General features: G+C 45.6%; 19 protein-coding genes. 12 read left to right on the forward strand and 7 right to left on the reverse strand.

Translation table 11 applies throughout. The features are described 5' to 3' along the window. Positions 1–98: 98 nt before the first annotated feature. Positions 99–1,010 (reverse strand): 16S rRNA (cytosine(1402)-N(4))-methyltransferase RsmH, encoded by a 912-nt coding sequence (gene rsmH / locus H6F56_RS19120; protein WP_190671325.1) that lies wholly within the window; start codon positions 1,008–1,010, stop codon positions 99–101. After that, a complete protein-coding gene (locus H6F56_RS19125) occupies positions 1,000–2,916 on the reverse strand; it encodes a M48 family metallopeptidase (RefSeq protein ID WP_190671327.1) in 1,917 nt (638 codons plus the stop codon). The genes rsmH and H6F56_RS19125 overlap by 11 nt, the downstream gene beginning before the upstream one ends. Positions 2,917–3,160: 244 nt before the next feature. Here H6F56_RS19125 and H6F56_RS19130 point away from each other — a divergent pair, with 244 nt between their 5' ends. The 5 genes from H6F56_RS19130 (at position 3,161) to H6F56_RS19150 (ending at position 10,001) form a co-directional block, all read left to right on the forward strand. Then, positions 3,161–4,345, forward strand: coding sequence for an NAD(P)H-quinone oxidoreductase subunit H (locus H6F56_RS19130; RefSeq protein WP_190671329.1), 1,185 nt, complete (start codon positions 3,161–3,163; stop codon positions 4,343–4,345). A gap of 213 nt (positions 4,346–4,558) precedes the next feature. Further along, entirely contained in the window at positions 4,559–5,749 is a 1,191-nt protein-coding gene (locus H6F56_RS19135) for a class I SAM-dependent methyltransferase (protein WP_190671428.1), read from the forward strand. Between the two features lie 182 nt (positions 5,750–5,931). Continuing rightward, positions 5,932–7,209: an adenosylhomocysteinase gene (ahcY, locus tag H6F56_RS19140; RefSeq protein ID WP_190671331.1), complete on the forward strand. Its 1,278-nt coding sequence runs from the start codon at positions 5,932–5,934 to the stop codon at positions 7,207–7,209. Between the two features lie 336 nt (positions 7,210–7,545). After that, positions 7,546–8,151: a DedA family protein gene (locus H6F56_RS19145; protein ID WP_190671333.1), complete on the forward strand. Its 606-nt coding sequence runs from the start codon at positions 7,546–7,548 to the stop codon at positions 8,149–8,151. A 77-nt stretch (positions 8,152–8,228) separates the two neighbouring features. Continuing rightward, positions 8,229–10,001 carry an ABC transporter ATP-binding protein gene (locus H6F56_RS19150; RefSeq protein ID WP_190671335.1) on the forward strand — a complete coding sequence of 591 codons (1,773 nt, stop codon included), beginning with the start codon at positions 8,229–8,231 and terminating at the stop codon, positions 9,999–10,001. A gap of 26 nt (positions 10,002–10,027) precedes the next feature. Here the strand turns inward: H6F56_RS19150 and H6F56_RS19155 are convergent, their stop codons facing one another. Then, entirely contained in the window at positions 10,028–10,381 is a 354-nt protein-coding gene (locus H6F56_RS19155) for a cytochrome c (protein WP_323799029.1), read from the reverse strand. Positions 10,382–10,758: 377 nt separating this feature from the next. Between H6F56_RS19155 and petG the strand changes: the two genes are divergently transcribed. Next, on the forward strand, positions 10,759–10,872 hold the full coding sequence (petG, locus tag H6F56_RS19160) for a cytochrome b6-f complex subunit V (protein WP_190671339.1): 114 nt from the start codon (positions 10,759–10,761) through the stop codon (positions 10,870–10,872). Between the two features lie 54 nt (positions 10,873–10,926). Here the strand turns inward: petG and rsmD are convergent, their stop codons facing one another. Next, positions 10,927–11,502, reverse strand: a complete 576-nt coding sequence (rsmD, locus tag H6F56_RS19165; RefSeq protein WP_190671342.1) for a 16S rRNA (guanine(966)-N(2))-methyltransferase RsmD — start codon at positions 11,500–11,502, stop codon at positions 10,927–10,929. A gap of 219 nt (positions 11,503–11,721) precedes the next feature. After that, on the reverse strand, positions 11,722–12,360 hold the full coding sequence (hisH, locus tag H6F56_RS19170) for an imidazole glycerol phosphate synthase subunit HisH (RefSeq protein WP_190671343.1): 639 nt from the start codon (positions 12,358–12,360) through the stop codon (positions 11,722–11,724). On the opposite strand from hisH, the gene H6F56_RS19175 reads away from it, so the two are divergent. From H6F56_RS19175 to H6F56_RS19200, 6 genes are all read left to right on the forward strand, one after another. Next, the gene (locus H6F56_RS19175) at positions 12,350–12,940 is read left to right on the forward strand and encodes a peptidase C15 (RefSeq protein ID WP_309236577.1); all 591 of its coding nucleotides are present in this window, start codon (positions 12,350–12,352) and stop codon (positions 12,938–12,940) included. The two genes, hisH and H6F56_RS19175, sit on opposite strands and share 11 nt — an antisense overlap. Positions 12,941–13,156: 216 nt before the next feature. Continuing rightward, a complete protein-coding gene (locus tag H6F56_RS19180; RefSeq protein ID WP_190671345.1) occupies positions 13,157–13,486 on the forward strand; it encodes a nucleotidyltransferase family protein in 330 nt (109 codons plus the stop codon). Further along, positions 13,473–13,814, forward strand: coding sequence for a DUF86 domain-containing protein (locus H6F56_RS19185; protein WP_190671347.1), 342 nt, complete (start codon positions 13,473–13,475; stop codon positions 13,812–13,814). The genes H6F56_RS19180 and H6F56_RS19185 overlap by 14 nt, the downstream gene beginning before the upstream one ends. A gap of 407 nt (positions 13,815–14,221) precedes the next feature. After that, positions 14,222–15,655: a circularly permuted type 2 ATP-grasp protein gene (locus tag H6F56_RS19190; protein WP_190671349.1), complete on the forward strand. Its 1,434-nt coding sequence runs from the start codon at positions 14,222–14,224 to the stop codon at positions 15,653–15,655. A gap of 151 nt (positions 15,656–15,806) precedes the next feature. Further along, entirely contained in the window at positions 15,807–17,105 is a 1,299-nt protein-coding gene (locus H6F56_RS19195) for a dicarboxylate/amino acid:cation symporter (protein ID WP_190671351.1), read from the forward strand. 91 nt (positions 17,106–17,196) lie between these two features. After that, a complete protein-coding gene (locus H6F56_RS19200) occupies positions 17,197–18,147 on the forward strand; it encodes an alpha-E domain-containing protein (protein ID WP_190671353.1) in 951 nt (316 codons plus the stop codon). 89 nt (positions 18,148–18,236) lie between these two features. On the opposite strand, the gene era is transcribed toward H6F56_RS19200, so the two are convergent. Both era and H6F56_RS19210 read right to left on the reverse strand, forming a co-directional pair. After that, positions 18,237–19,169: a GTPase Era gene (gene era, locus H6F56_RS19205; protein WP_199313086.1), complete on the reverse strand. Its 933-nt coding sequence runs from the start codon at positions 19,167–19,169 to the stop codon at positions 18,237–18,239. A gap of 280 nt (positions 19,170–19,449) precedes the next feature. Continuing rightward, positions 19,450–19,986 (reverse strand): dihydrofolate reductase family protein, encoded by a 537-nt coding sequence (locus H6F56_RS19210; RefSeq protein ID WP_190671355.1) that lies wholly within the window; start codon positions 19,984–19,986, stop codon positions 19,450–19,452. Positions 19,987–20,340: the final 354 nt, after the last annotated feature.

The raw sequence follows: 20,340 nt of genomic DNA on the forward strand, positions 1-20,340 counted from the left end.
GCCCAGTTAAAACCGGCATTCCCAGTTTTAGCTCTCGTCATCGCTTCTAGCTCTGTGCAATTCCCATTGGGTGAGGGGTGTTACCCCCTATTTTTATATCACGCACTTGATTTTTCGGCTAACCTGAGTTTTGCCGAGCGTGATCGAGGATTGATTCCCAGTTCATCAGCTTGCGGCAAAATGGGCTTTTTCGTCAAGACCTTTAGCAGGGGGGAGTCTCGCAGGCGATGTTTTACGATCCGGTCTTCCAGACTGTGAAAACTGATAACTCCCAATCGGCCTCCTGGTTTTAGCCAATTGGGGGCGAGGTTAATAAATGTTTCTAAAGAGGTTAGCTCTTGGTTAACCACGATTCGCAAGGCTTGAAAGACGCGGGTAGCTGGGTGGATGCGACCATGACGGTATTTAGGGGGAACGCTGCCGGAGATCGCATCTGCGAGTTCTGTGGTGGTGTGGAAGGGACGCCGGCCTACAATTTGACGCGCTAGCCGGCGCGACAGGCGTTCTTCTCCATAGGTGTAAAAAATATTGGCTAGTTCAGTTTCATCCCAGTGATTGATAATTTCTGCGGCTGTCAGGGATTGCCGGCAATCCATCCGCATATCTAGCTCAGCCTTGTGGCGAAAGCTAAATCCTCGTGCCGGTGTATCAAGCTGGCCAGAACTTACGCCCAAATCTGCAATAATTCCGTCAAATAGAGTGTTATTTGGCTTAAATTCGGCATAGTTTCCCCGCCAAAAATTGACACGTTCGCTATATTGTGCAAGATGGGCCTTGGCAGTAGCGAGTGCTTGCTCATCCCGGTCAATTGCCGTTACTCTGACACCAGGAGACAGGGCCAAAAGCAAACTGCTGTGGCCGCCGGCACCCACCGTTGCATCCAAATAATGACCATCCGCAACGATCACCACACCCTCAAGCAATTCCCGACTCAACACCGGCACATGGACAAATCCAGGTGTTTGCGTGTCTGTCTTCTCTTCCAAATCTCTCAATTCTTCATCCTTCATGTTTGTAAATAGCCGCACCCTGTATTTCTCGCAAGATTTGTTCTAAATTTTTGAAGTTTTTCTCTTGAGAATTAAGAAGAATAACATAAGCTTGTCCGGGAAGCTTTACTTCAGACACAAACTGGTTGAAAAATTGTTGATCACTGTCCGAACTTTGGAATTTATACCAAGTCCGACGTAATTTTATTCCTAACACATAAAAAGGCTTTTCGGGAAAATAGATCACCCTTTTCCGGACTAAATAGACCTCTTTAACTTGAGTGTAACGAGAAACTAGCTGCCGCAGAGGTTCTAGAGCTGGTGATGGCAGATCGTGAGGCAGAAACGTGTCACTTTCCTGCACAAAAGACCGCTCTTGCTGAGCTATTAACAGTAACTCATAATGTTGTTGAGCGCGTGCTTGGTAAGCTTTTGCTTTTTCGATCTGTCCCTGCTCTTTGAAAAAAGCATAAATCAACTCACACCCAGGCAGCACTTTTTCCGGGTCTTTTTCCATCGCTTTCTCGATGTGACCGATGCCAGAAAGTTCATTTTTCTCTAATAAAATTTGACCTAGTAAAAAGTGTGTTGAAGGATGTGCCGGCGCAGTCGTGAGGATTTCTCTCAAAAGTGGAATCGCTGCTTCATTTCCCTTAAATTCTGCCGTCCAAGCGGCGTGATCCCAAGCGTCCTCCGGCGTGAGCTGCTGAGTTTTAGCTTTCTTCTCAAGGATTTTTAACTGATTTTGTGCTTCTTTAGCGTAGGCATAGCGTTGCCGCCAAGGCGTTTCCATTTCCTGTTTCCAGGTATGGTCAAAATCTGCGAGAAACTGTTTAAATTTACTTTCTAAAAATTCTTGAGCTGCACTAATTTTGATATCAGCCGGCAGGGGAAGTTGCTTGGGTTTGCCTTTGAGATAACCTAAAGCAGAAAGTCTGTCTGTTAGGCAAGGATGGGTGTCATCCAGATCGGTCTTTTGTGCAAGCGCTCGGTCTAGCCAAATAGTCGCCTCATCAGCCGGAATACCTGCAGCCAAGGCTTTGACCAAATCCGTATAAATTGTTGCCGGCGGCTCGACTTGATGAATTACTTGTTTGTCAATATTTGGCCAGAAAGAATTGTGCAAAAATCTAGCGCTGATTGTAGTATTAATCAGGGCTTCAGCCACATTTTGCGCTCCTGCGAGGGCCGCCGCACATCGATCTGCTTCATATTCATCCATTCGCGCTAAAACAAACGAGTAAGCGTAAAAAAATGGAGCATACCAGTTAAAAAAATTCTGAAAAAGAACGGAAGATCCCCCGTGATTGCTTTGTTGTAATCTTTCTAATATTTGAACATAAATTTGCCTAACGCGATAAATCCAGCCGGCAAAGCGACTGTGGTTACCAGATAAATGTCCTAATTCATGAGCAAGAACCGCACGCAACTGTTCTGGAGAAAGCGCTTGCATTAAAGGCAGTCCCACGCGTAAATAGTTTTGCTGCCATCCAAATATTCCTAAACGAGGTCTTTGGGTAACCCCTGCACTGAACTCTTCGGTGAGCAAGATGTGATGAAAACGTGGCGCTTCCAACTTTAACGTGAGTTCGTCAACCAGCTCAAACAAGCGAGGGACATCTTGCTGGCGCAATTCTAAACCCGTAGGTGGGGGAAAATGCACCCACAGGGATTTGAGGACGATGAATGTGGGAACGAGAATCAGAATAGCGAATTTGATCATGTAACCATTGAGTCTGCCGGTTGAGATCACCATCGCCACAAGCAGTCCTAGGATAGCCAGTAGCAGTGCCAGGATGGTGAAGATGTAGGCGTAGCCAAGCATTGCAAGCAACGCTACACAAAGCTTGTAGAGTGCCGGCTGCTGATGAGCAAACTTTTCAAGGCGCTGGATGAGCGCATCAAACTGTGGTTGAGTTATGGCCATGAGACATATTCTTTTGTTGGGAAGATCGAAGCTGATCAATCTTGCCGATAGCTTTGTTTAATCTTGGCCTATTCCCTTACCCTTCAATCCATATAATTAGAAGAAGTGCAACAAAAATCAATATTAGGTGCTAGACCTGCCGGCTCACCGAGGATTGGAGATGGGCGATTTTATCCAACATCCACAATCCAACATAAACTGGGTGCGGCGGCTCGAAACTGTATAAAGGGGAGAATGCTGAGCGATGTCAAGGATTGAAACAAGAACAGAACCCATGATCCTCAACATGGGTCCCCACCACCCTTCCATGCACGGGGTGCTGCGGTTAATTATGACTCTCGACGGTGAGAACGTGGTGGATTGTGAGCCGGTGATCGGCTACTTGCACCGAGGAATGGAAAAGATCGCCGAAAACCGCACCAACATCATGTACGTTCCCTACGTCAGCCGGTGGGACTACGCCGAGGGAATGTTCAACGAGGCAGTTACCGTTAATGCGCCGGAAAAATTGGCTGATATTGCCGTTCCCAGACGCGCCAGCTACATCCGCGTGATTATGCTGGAGTTGAACCGGATCGCCAACCACTTGCTCTGGCTTGGGCCATTTATGGCTGACGTTGGTGCTCAGACACCCTTTTTCTACATTTTCCGGGAACGTGAGCTGATTTATGACTTGTGGGAAGCTGCCACCGGCTACCGGATGGTAAATAATAACTACTTCCGCATTGGGGGAGTTGCGGCAGATCTGCCTTACGGTTGGGTTGATAAGTGCGAAGATTTTTGCGACTATTTCGATCCCAAAGTTGATGAATATGAGCGCTTAATTACAGATAACCCAATTTTCCGCCGGCGCGTTGAGGGAATTGGCACGATCAGCCGTGAAGAAGCCATTAACTGGGGACTTTCTGGCCCAATGTTACGCGCTTCTGGCGTTAAGTGGGACTTGCGAAAGGTTGACCATTACGAGTGCTACGATGACTTCGACTGGGAAATCCACTGGGAAACTGCCGGCGACTGTATGGCGCGTTACGTGGTGCGAATTCGAGAAATGCGCGAGTCGGTGAAGATTATTCGCCAAGCTTTGAAAGCATTGCCTGGTGGCCCATTTGAGAATTTGGAAGCCAAACGCATGGCAGAAGGGCCAAAATCTGAGTGGAACAGCTTTGATTACCAGTTTATTGGTAAGAAAATTGCTCCTACTTTCAAGATTCCTAAAGGCGAACATTATGTCCGTGTTGAAAGCGGCAAAGGTGAGTTAGGAATTTACATTATCGGAGATGATAATGTCTTCCCCTGGCGCTGGAAAATTCGGGCTGCTGATTTCGTCAATTTGCAAATTTTGCCTCAGCTATTGCGGGGCATGAAAGTTGCAGATATTGTCACAATTTTGGGCAGTATTGACGTGATCATGGGATCGGTTGACAGATAAGATATTTTCAACCACAGATGATAGCGCAGCGTGGCGCTAGGCATACGCAGATGAACACAGATAACTTGTCTTCATCTGCGTATGCCTGCGGCACACTTCGCTATCATTTGAGGTTAAAAGCTAAAGATAACTTGTCTTCATCTGCGTATGCCTAACGGCACGCTGCGCTATCATATGCGTTTATCGGCGGTTAAAAAAATTCCAAGTATTCTTATGGATGAGAGCAACCGGCAGCTTTGCGAAATCATTGGTCAGCAAATTGCCGAGAGTCCCAACAAGCGTATTACATTTGCTGAGTATATGGATTTGGTGCTGTATCACCGACAGCACGGTTATTATGCGACAAATCAAGTCAATATTGGGACGAAAGGTGATTTTTTTACCTCGCCGCATCTCGGTGCTGATTTTGGTGAATTACTGGCAGAGCAATTTTTTGAAATGTGGGAAATTCTGGGGAAACCGGCCCCGTTTCAATTAGTAGAAATGGGTGCTGGACAAGGATTGTTAGCGGCGGATGTGCTCAAATATTTGCACAAACACTATTTTGATTTTTTTGAAGTTTTAGAATATGTGATTGTTGAAAAAGCTGCGGCGCTGATTGAAGAACAAAAACATATTTTATCAAAGTTATTAAGATTTGGCGCTAATTTGCGCTGGTGCCGATGGGAAGAGATGCCGGCAGAATCGATCACAGGTTGCTTTTTTTCTAATGAGTTAGTAGATGCGTTGCCGGTGCATCAGTTTTTGATTAAAGACGGACAATTAAAAGAAATTTATATAACGAACAACTCCATATCCCCCGCTTTATTTAAGGAGGAGACGGGCGAACTTTCTACCCCGGAGATTGCCAAGTATTTTGAATTTGTGGGGATTGATTTGCTGGGAGGTAGCTATGAAGATGGCTATCGCAGCGAGGTAAATTTAGCAGCTTTAGAGTGGATGCAAACGGTGGCAAATCGGCTGCAACGCGGGTATGTGCTAACGATTGATTACGGCTATCTGGCTGAGCGATATTACAGCCGGCAACGACGCGAGGGAACCTTGCAATGTTACTATCAGCACGCCCATCATAACGATCCTTATATTAATGTGGGCCGGCAGGATATTACGGCTCATGTCGATTTTACGGCTTTGCAGCGTCAGGGAGCATTGTGCCGGTTGCAGCCGGTGGGATTTGCTCAGCAGGGATTGTTTTTGATGGCGCTGGGTTTGGGAGATCGCATTGCAGCGCTTTCCAATATGCAGACACAAGATATTTCAGATTTACTGCGCCGGCGCGAGGCGTTGCACCAGTTGATGAATCCGATGGGATTGGGTAATTTTGGGGTATTAATCCAGAGTAAGGGGTTAAATGAGGAAGAGAAGGGGCGCAGTTTGAAGGGATTGAGCGTGCCGGTGATGTAAGAATTTGCCAAAGATTTATTTTCTTCCCATAATCAGAATTATTGCTCCCCATTATTCTTTCTACCCTATCCCCCTCTCCCCGATCAGTATTCTTTAAGTGGGAAGGGAGTAGCAACGGGCTTTTTAGTCTGTGCAGGAAGAAAGTTATTTGCTAAGGTAAAGTCTGTCAAGCAACCAAGTTTATGACCGCAACTCAAACCCAGATCAAACACGAAGTTAAAGACCTGTCCCTCGCAGCCCTTGGACGGCAGCGGATTGAATGGGCTGGGCGGGAAATGCCGGTGCTACGGCAAATTCGCGAGCGTTTTGCCAAAGAAAAGCCGTTTGCCGGCATCCGTCTGGTAGCTTGCTGCCACGTAACAACGGAAACCGCTCATTTGGCAATTGCCCTGAAAGAGGGTGGCGCTGACGCTTTGCTAATTGCCAGCAACCCGCTTTCCACCCAAGATGACGTTGCCGCTTGCCTCGTTGCCGATTATGGTATTTCTGTCTACGCGATCAAAGGCGAAGACAATGACACTTACCACCGGCACGTTCAAATTGCCCTCGATCACAAACCCAATATCATCATTGATGATGGCAGCGATGTGGTTGCGACGCTGATCCAGGAACGCCCCAACCAGATTGGTGATTTGATCGGGACGACGGAAGAAACCACCACCGGCATTGTTCGTCTTCGCGCGATGTTCCGCGATGGAGTGCTAACTTTCCCGGCGATGAACGTCAATGATGCGGATACTAAGCATTTCTTTGATAACCGCTACGGCACCGGGCAATCAACCCTTGATGGCATTATCCGCGCTACGAATATTCTGTTAGCCGGTAAATCGATAGTGGTTGCCGGTTACGGTTGGTGCGGCAAAGGCACAGCGCTGCGTGCACGCGGTATGGGCGCTAACGTGATTGTCACCGAAATTGACCCCACCAAAGCGATTGAAGCCGTGATGGATGGTTTCCTCGTCATGCCAATGGACGAGGCAGCCGCACAAGGAGACATTTTTATCACCGTCACCGGCAACAAACACGTCATTCGTGGCGAACACTTCGATGCCATGAAAGACGGCGCCATTGTTTGCAACTCTGGCCACTTTGACATTGAAATTGACCTCAAGGCGCTGGCATCTCGCGCTTCTGAAGTGAAAACCGTTCGGTCTTTCACCCAAGAATATCGCTTAAATAACAACAAATCTGTGATTGTTTTGGGCGAAGGACGTTTGATTAACCTCGCTGCCGCTGAAGGACACCCCAGCGCAGTGATGGATATGAGCTTTGCTAACCAAGCTTTAGCCTCTGAGTATTTGGTGAAAAATCAAGGCAAATTGGAAGCCGGTATTCACTCTATCCCAACTGAGGTTGATAAAGACATTGCACGGCTGAAGTTACAGGCAATGGGAATTAATATTGACTCCCTGACGCCTGATCAAACTGAGTACATTAACTCTTGGACTTCAGGGACTTAAGAGATATAACGATCAGCTTTGAGCGGTCTTCGTGTTGGTTATTTCTCTTTTTTTGAGGCGGTGCTTTGCGCCGGTCTCAAGAATGCTCTATCTAAAAATAATTGCCGCCCGATAATGCCGGTAATTATTTTATAGGGAAACGAGAAATAATTTTCTACACGCTAAAGTTTTGATTCTTGCGTTCTCAAGTAAAATTCTTGGGAACGCAAAAAATTGAGAATTTAAAAAGGGCAAAGCATTCGCGTCATAAATCTTGAGTTGAAACCCTTACATCTCGCCCTCAAATGCTTTGCCCCTACCTTGATAAATCACCACTAACCACTAACAAATAATCCTATGCAGGAATGGATAACGAACATCATGGTTTCCCTTGGCTACTTGGGAATTGGGTTGCTGATGTTCTTGGAAAACTTGTTTCCCCCCATCCCCTCAGAGTTAATCATGCCGCTGGCCGGTTTCACAGTCTCCCAAGGCAAAATGGAGTTTGCGCCGGCCCTTTTGGCGGGAGTATTGGGCACTATCCTAGGGGCGCTGCCGTGGTATTATGCCGGCAAACTGTTAGGTGATGAGAAATTGCAGGGTTTGGCCGATAAGTACGGCAAGTGGATTTCTGTATCCGGTAAAGATATTCAAAAAGCAAATAACTGGTTTAAAAAATATGGCAAGCAAGCTGTATTTTTTGGCCGGCTTGTGCCTGGAGTTCGCACCCTAATTTCCATTCCTGCCGGTATTAACGGCATGGCTTTGCTGCCCTTTCTATTTTACTCAACCATCGGCACAGTCTTGTGGGTGGGTTTACTCACCTTTGCCGGCTTTGTTTTAGGTGATAACTATGAACTTGTAGAAACCTACATCGGCCCGCTTAGTAAAATCGTTCTGGCTATTTTAATCGCTGGATTTATTATCTGGGTCGTTAGAAAAAGAATGAGAATGAACACTTAAATATAATCTTGCAATACTGATTAATTAAACCTGAAAGCTGATAGCTTAATACAGGATATTTTTGTAGTAAAAACCGCTTGAAAACGCGATCTAGTTATTGGCAACTACTGCCCTACATCAAAACCCAATGGCCAACGATTGCTAAAGCACTGGCTTGTACTTTGGGGTTTACCGTATTTTGGCCCATCTTAGCTTGGCTAGCCGGTCGCATGGCCAATTTTATCGGAGAAGGAAATGTCGTGGCTATCCTGCAACTAGCAGGAGTCGCCGCGATCATTTTTCTGATCCGAGGTACTGTCCAATATGGGCAAGATGCTTTAATGGCTAAAGCTGCTTTGAGGATTGCTTTAGACCTCCGTAAACAAGTTTATGCTCACTTGCAACAACTGAGTATTGACTACTTTGCGACTGCAAAAACCGGCGATCTTTCCTACCGGCTAACTGAAGATATTGATCGCATCGGGGAAATTATCAATAAAGTCTTTCATCAGTTCATTCCCTGCATTTTGCAACTGATTGTCGTCTTGGGTTACATGGTTTGGCTAAACTGGCAGCTAACCCTTGCCGCGCTGATTATTGCGCCACTGATGGCTTTTTTAATTGGCTGGTTTGGGGAACGGCTGCTTGTTTTCTCCCGCAGCAGTCAAAATCGCACGTCTAATTTATCTTCCCTCCTCACAGAATTGTTTAGTGGTATTCGCTTGGTGCAAGCTTTTGCTGCGGAAGAGTACGCCATTAATAGTTTTAGTAAAGAAGCCGAACACAATCGGCAGGCAAAATACCTGGCAGAAAGAGTCAAAGCGCTTCAATTTGTCGTGGTTGGCTTTCTGGAAGCGATGAGTATCTTACTACTCTTTTTCTTGGGAGGCTGGCAAATATCCCAAGGAAATTTAACAGGGGCCGGCTTTATTAGCTACGTCACAGCCGTCGCACTGTTAATTGATCCGATTTCCCTAACGACCAGCAATTACAGTGAGTTTAAGCAAACTGAAGCATCGGTAGACCGAATTTTTGAACTATTTGCCATTCAACCAACCGTTCAAGAGAAGCCCGATGCGATCGCCCTGCCTCATGTCACCGGCAAAGTAGAATATCGCAATGTTTCCTTTGCCTATCAGAAGCAAACCGCAGGAGACGAGGAAAACGCCCCTTCTCCAAATCCTGAAACTTCAACGCCAGTTTTGCAAAACTTAAATTTGCTGGTGCAGCCGGGGGAAGCGATCGCATTGGTGGGTGCATCGGGTGCCGGTAAAACAACGCTGGTTAATTTATTACCGCGTTTCTATGATCCCCAAGCCGGTGAAATTTTCATTGATGGCGTAAAGATTCAAGATGTGACCCTTCGCAGTCTGCGCCGGCAGATCGGCATTGTCCCCCAAGAACTTACGCTTTTTTCGGGTAGCATTGCCCAAAATATTGCTTTCGGTCAGGCTCAATTTGATCTCAAAGATGTTCAAGAAGCCGCTAAAATCGCGAATGCTCACGATTTTATTACCCAACTGAGCGATGGCTATCATACTTGGGTGGGTGAACGGGGTGTCAACTTATCCGGGGGACAGCGTCAGCGACTTGCGATCGCCCGCGCTGTGCTGTTAAACCCTCGAATTCTCATTCTGGATGAAGCCACCTCAGCCCTTGACTCTGAATCTGAAGCCCTTGTGCAGCAAGCTTTGGAACGCTTAATGCAAGACCGCACAGTGTTTATCATCGCCCACCGGCTGGCTAGTGTGCGCCGCGCTGACCGGATTTTAGTCATGGAACAGGGGCGCATTGTGGAGTCTGGCACTCATCAGGAATTGCTGGATCGGGCCGGTCGTTATGCCCGTTTTTACGCCCAGCAATTCAGTTAATCATTGATGATGAGTCGTTTAATCGGTTAAAGCTTTTCAAGATAGTTGAGCAAATCGGCCATTTCTTGGGCACTAGGCTGGAACTGGGGCATGGGTGGGGTTTTTCCGCTGATAACTTGTTTGATGAGGCGAACGCGAGACTTGCGCTGGGAGATGCTATCTAGGCTTGGCCCAACACGGCCTTGTGCTTGCACGCCATGACAGCCGGCACAGTTCATTTGAAAGATAGCGTGACCCTGAACTGCATCGCCATTCATGGATAAAACGCTTTTAACGTAAGGATCGGATGTCTGAATGTGGTAAAAGCCGACAACTCCCAACACAGCGAGCAATATCGCCGCCAGCCCCACGACGGCGGTTCGCTGGAGAAGACTTTCCATTTCAGGTTTGGCCAGCTGGTTATTCAAAAGCTGAGAATTTAAAGAAAGATGTACAAAAAGCTTTTCGTTTAATAACATAGCTTAAAAGATAGGGAGAGTGTAAGCAAGCTCAGAGAGTTCTATCGGCCTGCCGATCACTTCTAAAGAATATTGAGGCGGAGAGGACTTTGGCGATTAGCGGGGAATGTGAAACCCTAGGAGTGGGTGAGACGGGTTACAAGATGGGAGGTTTACCCGCTGGGGTGGCTGTCATACTTGCCTCCAGTGCCTTTGTGGCAAAGTCTTCGCAGGTCTCTCCTGTTTTGCCGCTAGAGCTAGTAGTATGAGAATCAGGAAAAAAACCTTAATCAATCGCTCAGGACTCAAGGAGAATTAACGTGGTAGAACCGTTACTGTCAGGCATTGTACTCGGACTGATTGCCATCACCCTTGCCGGTTTGTTTTTCAAGGCTTATGAGCAGTTCAAACGGGGCAATAAGTTGGGTATTTAGGCCGATCTAAATGGGCAAGCACGGGCGATGCCAGCGTTTTCGCCCCGACAGATGTTATTCGCTAGCATCTGTCAGTAAAGGATCGTCACTGGTTGGCCGGTAGAAGGTTAAGGCGGTGTTGCCGTAGACTTTCTGCCGGCATATTTCTAGGGCGGGAATGGGTGAACCTGGCAACCGAGCGGGACTGTGTTCGGCTGCGAGTTCGCCAGCCGGTGCGAGGAGTTGGTAATTGGCAATCGCCTCTAACACCGGCTTGTAAAGATTGCTAGCATAAGGGGGATCGAAGTATATCCGATCAAACTGCTGGCCGGCAAGGGTTTTCAATCGTTTGACGACGTCTCCCTGCACAACCTGAAATGTCTGATCCTCCCCAGCGACTTGTTGTAAATTTTCCTCAATGATGATGCAGGCGCGATTCCATTTTTCAATGGCTATCACCTCAGCAGCACCCCGACACAAAGCTTCTGCTGCCATTGCGCCGGTGCCGGCACACAAATCCAACCAACGACAGTCAATGATCGTGCCTTGCCAGATATTAAATACAGCTTCTCGCACCCGTGCCACTGTCGGTCGGGTATCCAAAGTCGCTAAAGTTTTGATCTGCCGGTTGCCGTAAATTCTCAGGCTCATAAGTCCCTAGGATGTTTGTTAAGATAGTCTACCCATCCTCTGTTATTAACGACACAAAGACATTGCCCTAAGGGGAGGATTTCGCAAAATGCTGTGAAAATATTTGTTATCCCCGATTGGGATAAGAGATAAATTCTTTTTTTCTAAATTTCTGCGCCGGCACTTTAATTTAAATCGAGATAACTGAAAATGCCGGCACTTTTTCAACTGCACAAAAACTCAATGCACGTTTGCCGGCACATTCACTAAGCTGACAAAATTCGCTAGCATTTGTAAGCCGGCACTCGAAGATTTTTCTGGGTGAAATTGCACAGCCATCACGTTATCACGGGCGATCGCAGCCGTTACAGTCTGGCTGCCGTGAGTCACCGTTGCTGCCTTCACGCTGGGATCAATCGGATCAACATAATAGGAATGCACAAAATAAACCCAAGGCTGAGGCGCAAGTTTCTGCCACAGGGGGACGTCTGGCTGTGGAAATTCTAGCTGGTTCCAGCCCATGTGAGGAATCGTCAGCTTCGGTTCATGCTTAAACCGGCGCACCACACCAGGGATAACACCTAAACCCGGTTCTTTGCCTTCTTCGCTACTGTCAAAGAGTATTTGCATCCCCAGGCAGATGCCTAAAAATGGTTTACCGGAGGCAATCGCATTTTTCACGGGTTCGATTAAATTGCGATCTCGCAAGTGCTGAATGGCTGGATCAAACGCACCAACTCCAGGCAGCAAAACCGCAGCGGCGGACTCGATCACCTTTGGATCGTCCGTAATTTTTGGCGATCCGCCGGCATTCTCTAACCCTTTGCAGACTGAGTGCAAATTTCCCATGTCATAGTCTACGACAGCGATGACTGGCATTGATCGGGTTCCTTTATTTATAGTAGTGATCGCTCCTAATTATTATAAAACGTCCCGACTGGTTTTTATGCGCCGAAAAATATTGTTAACATCCTTTGATACTTGGCTTCCCCATCAAATCTCGAATTCTTCTGACGATTTATTAGAAAGAGTTTCCCAACTTGATTGTCTTCCCTCATCACTAACTTTTTTGCGGAAGCTGCCGGTTGATTTTGAATTAGCTCCTGCTCTTGCGCTCGCTAAAATTGAGGAATTGCAACCGGATATTATTCTCTGTTGCGGTATGGCTGAAGGTAGAGAAAAATTAACGATAGAATCGAGGGCAGTGTGTGGGAATGATACGCTACAAACTTCTGTTGATCTAGAAAAAATTATATTGGGTTTATCGGTGACGGAAATTAGCCATGAGGCAGGAAAATTTGTGTGTGAGGCGCTTTATTATTCTGTACTAAATTTATGCAGTTCGTCTTGTTCCCAATCTCAATGTATTTTTGTTCATGTGCCGATTTTGAAAGATGAAAATCTGGAGCAAATTTTAGCAGATTTTTTATTGATTATTAGAAGGGTGGATTTTTTTTAGAAAAATCGGGTCGGTTACAGGGGTTTTATTGATTGAACTAGAGATATACACAGATGAATAACTGATGGGCTTATGGGGTTGTCGGCATAAAATTACCGAAATTTGAGATTCTTTTTCTCCTCTCTTCTCGGTTGCACTTGCCGCTGATGCCGGTGGGGAATTAGGCTAATAGTAGAGCGGGGTATTAACTGGATACAGGATGAGGATGAATAAAATATGGTTGAGCAAACGCTTGAACTCTCTATTGATTTTCCCAAAGAACAAATTACCGATTTTTGTTTGCGCTGGCAGATTAAGAAATTTGCATTATTTGGTTCTGTTTTGCGGGAAGATTTTCGCGACGATAGCGATATTGATGTGCTGGTTACTTTTGATTTAGATGCCCATTGGGGGCTACTCGATCATGTGAGAATGGAACGAGAGTTATGCGAAATATTTGGACGAGAAGTTGATTTAATTGAACGATTATCTATTGAGGAAAGTCCGAACTGGATACGACGCAAAGAAATTTTAAACACGGCACAGAATTTTTATGTTAAGGGATAGCGCTGCTCTTTTAGATATTGCGAGATTTGCCAATCAAATTCTAGAATTAACTTTGGGAATGAGTCGAGAAGAATTTGAGGCGGACATCAGAACTCAATTAGCGGTGTTATATGAAATTGCCGTTCTGGGAGAAGCAGTAAAGCGTTTATCTTTTGAGTTTCGCGCACAGTATCCAGATATCCCTTGGGTGGAAATTGCTGGGATGAGAGATAAAGTTATCCATCAATACGATAAAGTTAGAGTGGAGGTGGTTTGGCTCACGATTCAGAATGATATGCCGGCTCTTTTGGCAATGATTGAGCCATTATTGCCGGTAGAGGAAAATTAAATATTTCATTTTTGATCGACTGTCGGTGTTGGCAGATTTTTTAGAAATTATTAAAAGGGTGGGATTTATTTAAGAGGATAAGGCCTGTTGTAGGGATTTTATTGATTTAAACACAGATGAATAAGTAATGGGATTATGGGGTTGCCAGCATCAAGTTACCGATGTTGATGATTCTTTCTGTTTCTTCCTCACTCATCCGCAGCCGACGTGTGAGTGAGGGCTTTTGTTAAAAAACTTATCCCTAATGATAGGCGTGCTGTATTCCCAGCTACAGTTAAGCAATGCGGCTAACATCTATACCAATTTAAAGATGACACGGTTGCCGGTGTTGATATGCTAGTGGTGCGATTGATTGGTTAATCAATTGCGTCAATCAGAAAAAAGTTAAGACAGGTGGATGGCTGGAAGTGCGATTTGATAGTTACGATCCAGGGGATTTCTACGATGAACTGTTCGTCGGCGAGGGCACACCCCGCCCAGAAGCGACTCCTTTGATAGAAAGAATTCACTCACTATCTGAAGGGGAATTGAAGCGGCGGCAGCAGGCAGCACAAATTGCGCTGTTTAAGCAAGGCGTCACGTTTAGTGTCTACGGTGATAGTGAGGGGACGGAGCGAATTTTTCCTTTTGACATTATCCCGCGCATTGTTGCAGCCGGCGAATGGGCAAAACTCGAACGGGGACTCAAGCAACGGATTTTTGCCTTAAATCTGTTCATCGCAGACATCTACGACGAACAGAAAATTATTAAAGATGGCATTATTCCAGCAGAATTAATTCACTCGGCGAAAGGGTTTCTCCCGCCTTGCATGGGGTTGAAACCACCGGCAGGGATTTGGTGTCACATCACCGGCACTGATCTGGTGCGTGATAGAGATGGACAATGGTATGTCTTGGAAGACAATCTTCGCTGTCCTTCAGGGGTTTCCTACGTTCTAGAAAACCGGCGGGTGATGAAAACCACCTTTCCCCAAGTGTTTCGGACAATGGAAATTGAGCCGGTGCATAAATATCCCGGCCATCTCCTAGAAACCTTACTGAATTTAGCCCAAAAAAATTTAGCAGATCCGACCGTTGCTGTTCTCACTCCAGGCATTTATAATTCCGCCTATTTTGAGCATTCTTTCCTCGCTCAGCAGATGGGCGTAGAATTAGTCGAAGGGCGCGATTTAGTGGTGGCGGATGGTTACTTACAAATGCGAACCACAAAAGGCTTGCAGCGGGTGGATGTGCTTTACCGGCGCATTGACGACGACTTCATTGATCCCAAAGTTTTCCGTCCCAACTCCTTAATCGGAATTCCCGGTTTCATGGAAGTTTATCAAGCCGGTCGGGTTGGTATTGCCAACGCATTAGGTACAGGGGTTGCAGATGATAAAGTCATCTATGCCTACGTGCCCCAAATGATTCACTATTACCTCAATGAAGACCCTATTTTGCCCAACGTTCCTACCTATTTATGTTGGGAATCAAAGCAGTTAGAACACGTTCTGTGTAACCTCGACAAATTTGTTGTCAAAGCAGCCAATGAATCCGGCGGTTACGGAATGTTAGTTGGCCCTCACGCTTCCCAAGAAGAACGAGAAGAATTTGCCCAACGAATTCAAGCAAATCCTCGCAATTATATCGCCCAGCCCACTCTTTGCTTGTCACGAGTTCCCACACTCGTAGACGATCATTTTGAAGGATGCCATGTAGACTTGCGGCCTTATATTCTTTATGGCAAAGAAATCTACGTCAATCCCGGTGGCTTAACCCGCGTCGCCCTCAAAAAAGGCTCCTTAGTCGTAAACTCCTCCCAAGGAGGCGGATCAAAAGATACTTGGGTACTCACTCACTAACCTTTTTAACCATAGATAAATAGTGCCGGCATCCAGCCATAATCAATCAGCGATATCTGCGTTTATCTGCAGTTAAAAACAACTCAAATAGTGCCGGCAACCGACCATTATTTATTTTGGTTATCTGCGGTTAAAAATAAAAAAATCAAACATGGAAAAGCCAGAAAGCAAAGCCCGCCCATTGTGGCAGCGCATCCCACTTTACTTGCAGATACTCATTGCCCTAATTCTGGCAGTCTTATTAGGAATTGCTTTAGGTGCCGGCCAACCCAGCCCTAACAATATTGTCTTTATCAACAACCTGGCAATTCCCTGCAACCTGGTACTGAAAGCCCTCCGCGCCCTCGCCACCCCGCTGATTTTGTTGGCAGTGATCCATGCCTTTATGACCGCCACGATCCCCGGCAGATCGGGCCGGCGTCTGGCAATTCTTCTGATAAGCAATACCCTAGCCGCAATTCTCATCGGGCTTTTGGTCGCAAACGTCCTGCAACCGGGTAAGTGGGGCAAATTAGCTACCCCCTCAGACGCCTCTGAAGTCAGCAAAACCCTTGATCCGTGGGGATTACTTCAGGATATGGTGCCAGAGGCCGTTCTCGCGCCTTTGGTGGATAACAATGTCATTCAGCTCATTTTTCTCGCTTTGGCGTTTGGAATCGTGCTGCGGGGCTTAAAAGCTGAGCAAACTGCCCAAGGGAAGACAGATTACATAGCAGTTGAACAGGGCATCACCCTGTTATTTGAAGCGGTGATCCGCATTTTGCACTGGGTAATTGCTCTCGTCCCCTTAGCTGTTTTTGGAATTGTTGCCAAAACCGTCGCGTTGCAAGGATTTGAACCGTTTAAAGCTTTAGGTGCTTTTATTGTAGCAGTGCTGCTGGCTTTGTTCTTGCAACGTTGCTATTACCTCAGCCGAGTGTACCTTCAATCGTTGGCGAGTCCGCAAAAATTCTTGGCAGGAGGATCGGATGCGCTGCTGACTGCTTTCTCTACTGCTTCCTCAACCGCAACGATGCCAATCACCTATGAGGCAATGTTGGAAAAAGTTGGTTTGCGAGAAGCTTCTGCTTCCTTGGGGGTGCTGGTTGGCAGCAATTTCAATAATGATGGCACGGCACTTTATGAGGCGATGTCCGCTTTGTTTGTCGCCCAAGTTCTGGGAATTAATCTTTCCCTGCCCCAGCAGTTTATTGTTGTGATTACATCCATTTTTGCCTCGGTGGGTGCCGCCGGCATTCCTGAAGCCGGTTTGGTAACCATGACGTTGGTATTTTCTGCGGTTGGTTTGCCCACCCAATACATTGCGTTATTAATCTCGGTTGATTGGTTCCTTGATCGCTGCCGCACTGCTATCAATGTTATGGGAGACATGACAGTTAGCGCGATACTCGACGGGAAAAAACGTCAACTTCTGCCGGCAGAGGAATTAACTTTGCAAAGTGAAGAGTGAGCCAGGTAGCAATTTAGTTTTTTTAACGCAAAAACCGCCAAGGTTCACTGTGTTAAAAAAGGTTTTTATAAAATAGGGGGAAGTTTCGTAAATGTTGAGCCGCGTTGCTAATTCTATTTATTGGCTCACTCGCTATGTTGAGCGAGCCGAAAATATTGCCCGATTTATTGATGTGAATTTGAATTTACTTCTCGATTCTCCTGCCGGCACCACCCAGCAGTGGGAACCTTTAGTGGTAACAACCGGCGATTTGCCTTTGTTTCAAGAACGTTACGGTGAGGCAACCGCAGAAAATGTCATTCAATTTCTAACTTTTGATAGAAAATATTCTAATTCTATCCTCTCATGCCTCCAGAGAGCTAGAGAAAACGCTCGCTCAATTCGAGAAATTATTTCCTCAGAAATGTGGGAACAAGTCAATGCCTTTTATCTAATGGTCAAAGAGGCCGATCCCGACCAATCTTTATCGGCTCTGCATGAGTTTTTTACGCAAGTAAAAATGGCAAGTCACCTATTTGCCGGTGTGATGGATGCCACAATGTCCCATAATGAAGGGTGGAATTTCGGTCAGATGGGACGTCTTTTAGAACGTGCAGATAAAATAACTCGCATCTTAGATGTGAAGTATTTTATTTTGCTTCCTTCGGCAAAAGATGTGGGCACAACCCTGGATGAAATTCAGTGGATCGCGTTACTTCGTTCGGCAAGTGCTTACGAAATGTATCGCAAATGTCAGCATCGAATTACCCCCACCGGCGTTGTAGAATTTTTGATTTTAGATCAAAATTTTCCGCGATCAATTCGATTTTGCTTGTTGCGTTCAGAACGTGCGCTTCATAAAATAACGGGGACGCCGGGGGGAACGTGGAGAGATCCGGGCGAAAGAGCTTTAGGACGCTTGCGTTCGGAGCTGGATTATCTGACAATTGATGAAATCATTCAACAAGGTTTGCATGAATTTTTGAATGACTTACAAATCCAGTTGAATGGTGTCGGCAACCAAATTTTTAAAACGTTCTTTGCTTTGGAACCCATTCATTAAAATAAAAATGGGAGATGCCGATTTTAATCGAACGCTGATCTGCCCCTACAGCTTTTTAAGAAGGGGCAATTAATCCTCAATAAGTTATCTTATTCCTCAACTCGATAACCCAAATCAGCTAGATGTTGGCGCGATTGTCGCCATTTGGGCTGCACTTTAACAAACAGCTCTAAATAGACTTTACCATCAATTAACTTTTGCATTTGTTCACGGGCAGCACTGCCAATTTCTTTGAGCATACTGCCGCCTTTACCAATGAGAATTCCTTTTTGAGAATCGCGTTCGACGTGAATTGTGGCTAAAATTCGGGTTATTTTGGGTGTCTCTTCCACAATATCAATAACGACAGCGACTGAGTGGGGAACTTCTTCGCGGGTGAGAAGTAAAATTTGCTCCCGGATCAGTTCGCCCATGATAAAGCGTTCAGGTTGATCGGTGACTAAGTCGGGAGGATAATAATAGGGACCGGCTTCTAAATGGTCGATTAAGAGTGTTTGCAGGGTGTCCAGTCCAGTGCCGGTGATAGCGGAGAATTTCACAATGGGCCATTTGTGGCCGGCAATCAATTGCTGATAACTCTCATCCAACTGTTCAGACTCTGAGGGTTGCTGGTCGATTTTGTTCAACCCTAAGATAACCGGCGTTTCAATGTTGTTCAAAAGTTCTGCAATGTAACGATCTCCGCCGCCGGCTGGGACGGAAGCATCCACAACAAACAAAATGACATCAACGGATCGGATGGCAATTTGGGCGTTTTGCACCAGCACTTCCCCTAACTGGTGGTGGGGTTTGTGGATACCTGGAGTATCGACGAAAATCAACTGAGCTTCTGGAGTCGTTAGGATGCCTCTGAGCCGGTTGCGGGTGGTTTGCGCGACAGGCGAAGTAATTGCAATTTTTTGCCCCACCAGATAATTCATCAGGGTAGATTTGCCGACATTCGGGCGTCCGATAATGCCGATGAAGCCGGATTTAAACCCGGCAGGTGGGGTAGGGATTGGCGTAATATCTGAGATATTCAGGATCAGTTTCCTCGTGCGTAATCGGCTCCAGTGTCATTTTATGCTAAGTGCCGGCAAAGCGACTGAACCTCTTGCTACAACCTTAAAAGCTTAAACTCGCTCACATCTAACTGTTTCCCTTATCTGCGGTTAAAAAACTTAAACACTCAACGTTTGTAAAAATTTACTTTGGGGATGAAAAAGCAAGACAATTCTTAGGCAATTTTCAACTTATCCTTGCCTAGCGAGAAGAGCGCACCTCGACTCATTCAGAAATTAGCTATTTTGGACGTTGCTTCTGTCAGACGATGTCAGTAGATTTTCTTTTTAAATCATAAGACACTTGCAACAATCCCGATTCAAATGTTTTAACGTCCTTCAACTCAAGTTCTGTTTCTAAGCTCGGATCTCGCACAATCAGTGGAATGCCATCTCCTAGAACTTTTGGGTGTATTGAAAGAATTAATTCATGTACAAACCCATGCTTCATAAAATAATAAATTGTTTCGGCTCCCCCAACTAACCAAATATCACCCCCACTTTGGTTAAGCAGCTTGTTAAGGAAGCTTTTTAAATCGCCACCCACAAATTCTACGTTATTATCTCTTTCACCGGCACGAGTTTTTGATAAAACCAACCCTTCCTTCCCTTTATATGGGTATTCTCCAAAACTCAAGGCTTGCTGATAGGTCTTATTCCCCATAATCAACGTGTCAATTTGGGTATAGAAGTCTGTGTAACCGTAATCTTGATCTGTGAACAACCAATCCACATCGCCTGATGTTCTCGCAATGTATCCGTCAAGACTAGAAGCAATGAATAATCGGATTTTTCTCATGATTTTGCCACAAATCTTTAAACTTTGATCGAGAAATAAGGGCATTGAGCGTGATGATTTTATCACAAACGTGATTACATTTAAGGTAAGGACATTACTTGCAAATTTCAATACTTTAATTAATTATTAAATATTGTTGATTATAAAAATGTGTTTTTACTTAAAAGCCGATTAGTTTACAGTTCATCTAGATTTATACATTTTTACAAAGTTAAACATAAAATAAAATTTAAAAGTATAAGCATCAAGTCTTTTTTATGACATAAATAAAAAATATTTATTTAAAAAATAACAGGAAAGTTCTAGGCGTAAACTCATGCGCTACAGAGGTAATGAGGGATTGCGCCGGCTCCA

Source organism: Microcoleus sp. FACHB-672 (genome assembly GCF_014695725.1).
Taxonomy (GTDB): Bacteria; Cyanobacteriota; Cyanobacteriia; order Cyanobacteriales; family Oscillatoriaceae; genus FACHB-68.

Excerpts from the sequence above, each read along its gene's own strand:
- rsmH (WP_190671325.1), bottom strand. The coding sequence starts at position 1,010 with ATGAAGGATGAAGAATTGAGAGATTTGGAAGAGAAGACAGACACGCAA.
- H6F56_RS19125 (WP_190671327.1), bottom strand. The coding sequence starts at position 2,916 with ATGGCCATAACTCAACCACAGTTTGATGCGCTCATCCAGCGCCTTGAA.
- H6F56_RS19130 (WP_190671329.1), top strand. The coding sequence starts at position 3,161 with ATGTCAAGGATTGAAACAAGAACAGAACCCATGATCCTCAACATGGGT.
- H6F56_RS19135 (WP_190671428.1), top strand. The coding sequence starts at position 4,559 with ATGGATGAGAGCAACCGGCAGCTTTGCGAAATCATTGGTCAGCAAATT.
- ahcY (WP_190671331.1), top strand. The coding sequence starts at position 5,932 with ATGACCGCAACTCAAACCCAGATCAAACACGAAGTTAAAGACCTGTCC.
- H6F56_RS19145 (WP_190671333.1), top strand. The coding sequence starts at position 7,546 with ATGCAGGAATGGATAACGAACATCATGGTTTCCCTTGGCTACTTGGGA.
- H6F56_RS19155 (WP_323799029.1), bottom strand. The coding sequence starts at position 10,381 with ATGGAAAGTCTTCTCCAGCGAACCGCCGTCGTGGGGCTGGCGGCGATA.
- rsmD (WP_190671342.1), bottom strand. The coding sequence starts at position 11,502 with ATGAGCCTGAGAATTTACGGCAACCGGCAGATCAAAACTTTAGCGACT.
- H6F56_RS19175 (WP_309236577.1), top strand. The coding sequence starts at position 12,350 with ATGACTGGCATTGATCGGGTTCCTTTATTTATAGTAGTGATCGCTCCT.
- hisH (WP_190671343.1), bottom strand. The coding sequence starts at position 12,360 with ATGCCAGTCATCGCTGTCGTAGACTATGACATGGGAAATTTGCACTCA.
- H6F56_RS19180 (WP_190671345.1), top strand. The coding sequence starts at position 13,157 with ATGGTTGAGCAAACGCTTGAACTCTCTATTGATTTTCCCAAAGAACAA.
- H6F56_RS19185 (WP_190671347.1), top strand. The coding sequence starts at position 13,473 with ATGTTAAGGGATAGCGCTGCTCTTTTAGATATTGCGAGATTTGCCAAT.
- H6F56_RS19195 (WP_190671351.1), top strand. The coding sequence starts at position 15,807 with ATGGAAAAGCCAGAAAGCAAAGCCCGCCCATTGTGGCAGCGCATCCCA.
- H6F56_RS19200 (WP_190671353.1), top strand. The coding sequence starts at position 17,197 with ATGTTGAGCCGCGTTGCTAATTCTATTTATTGGCTCACTCGCTATGTT.
- H6F56_RS19210 (WP_190671355.1), bottom strand. The coding sequence starts at position 19,986 with ATGAGAAAAATCCGATTATTCATTGCTTCTAGTCTTGACGGATACATT.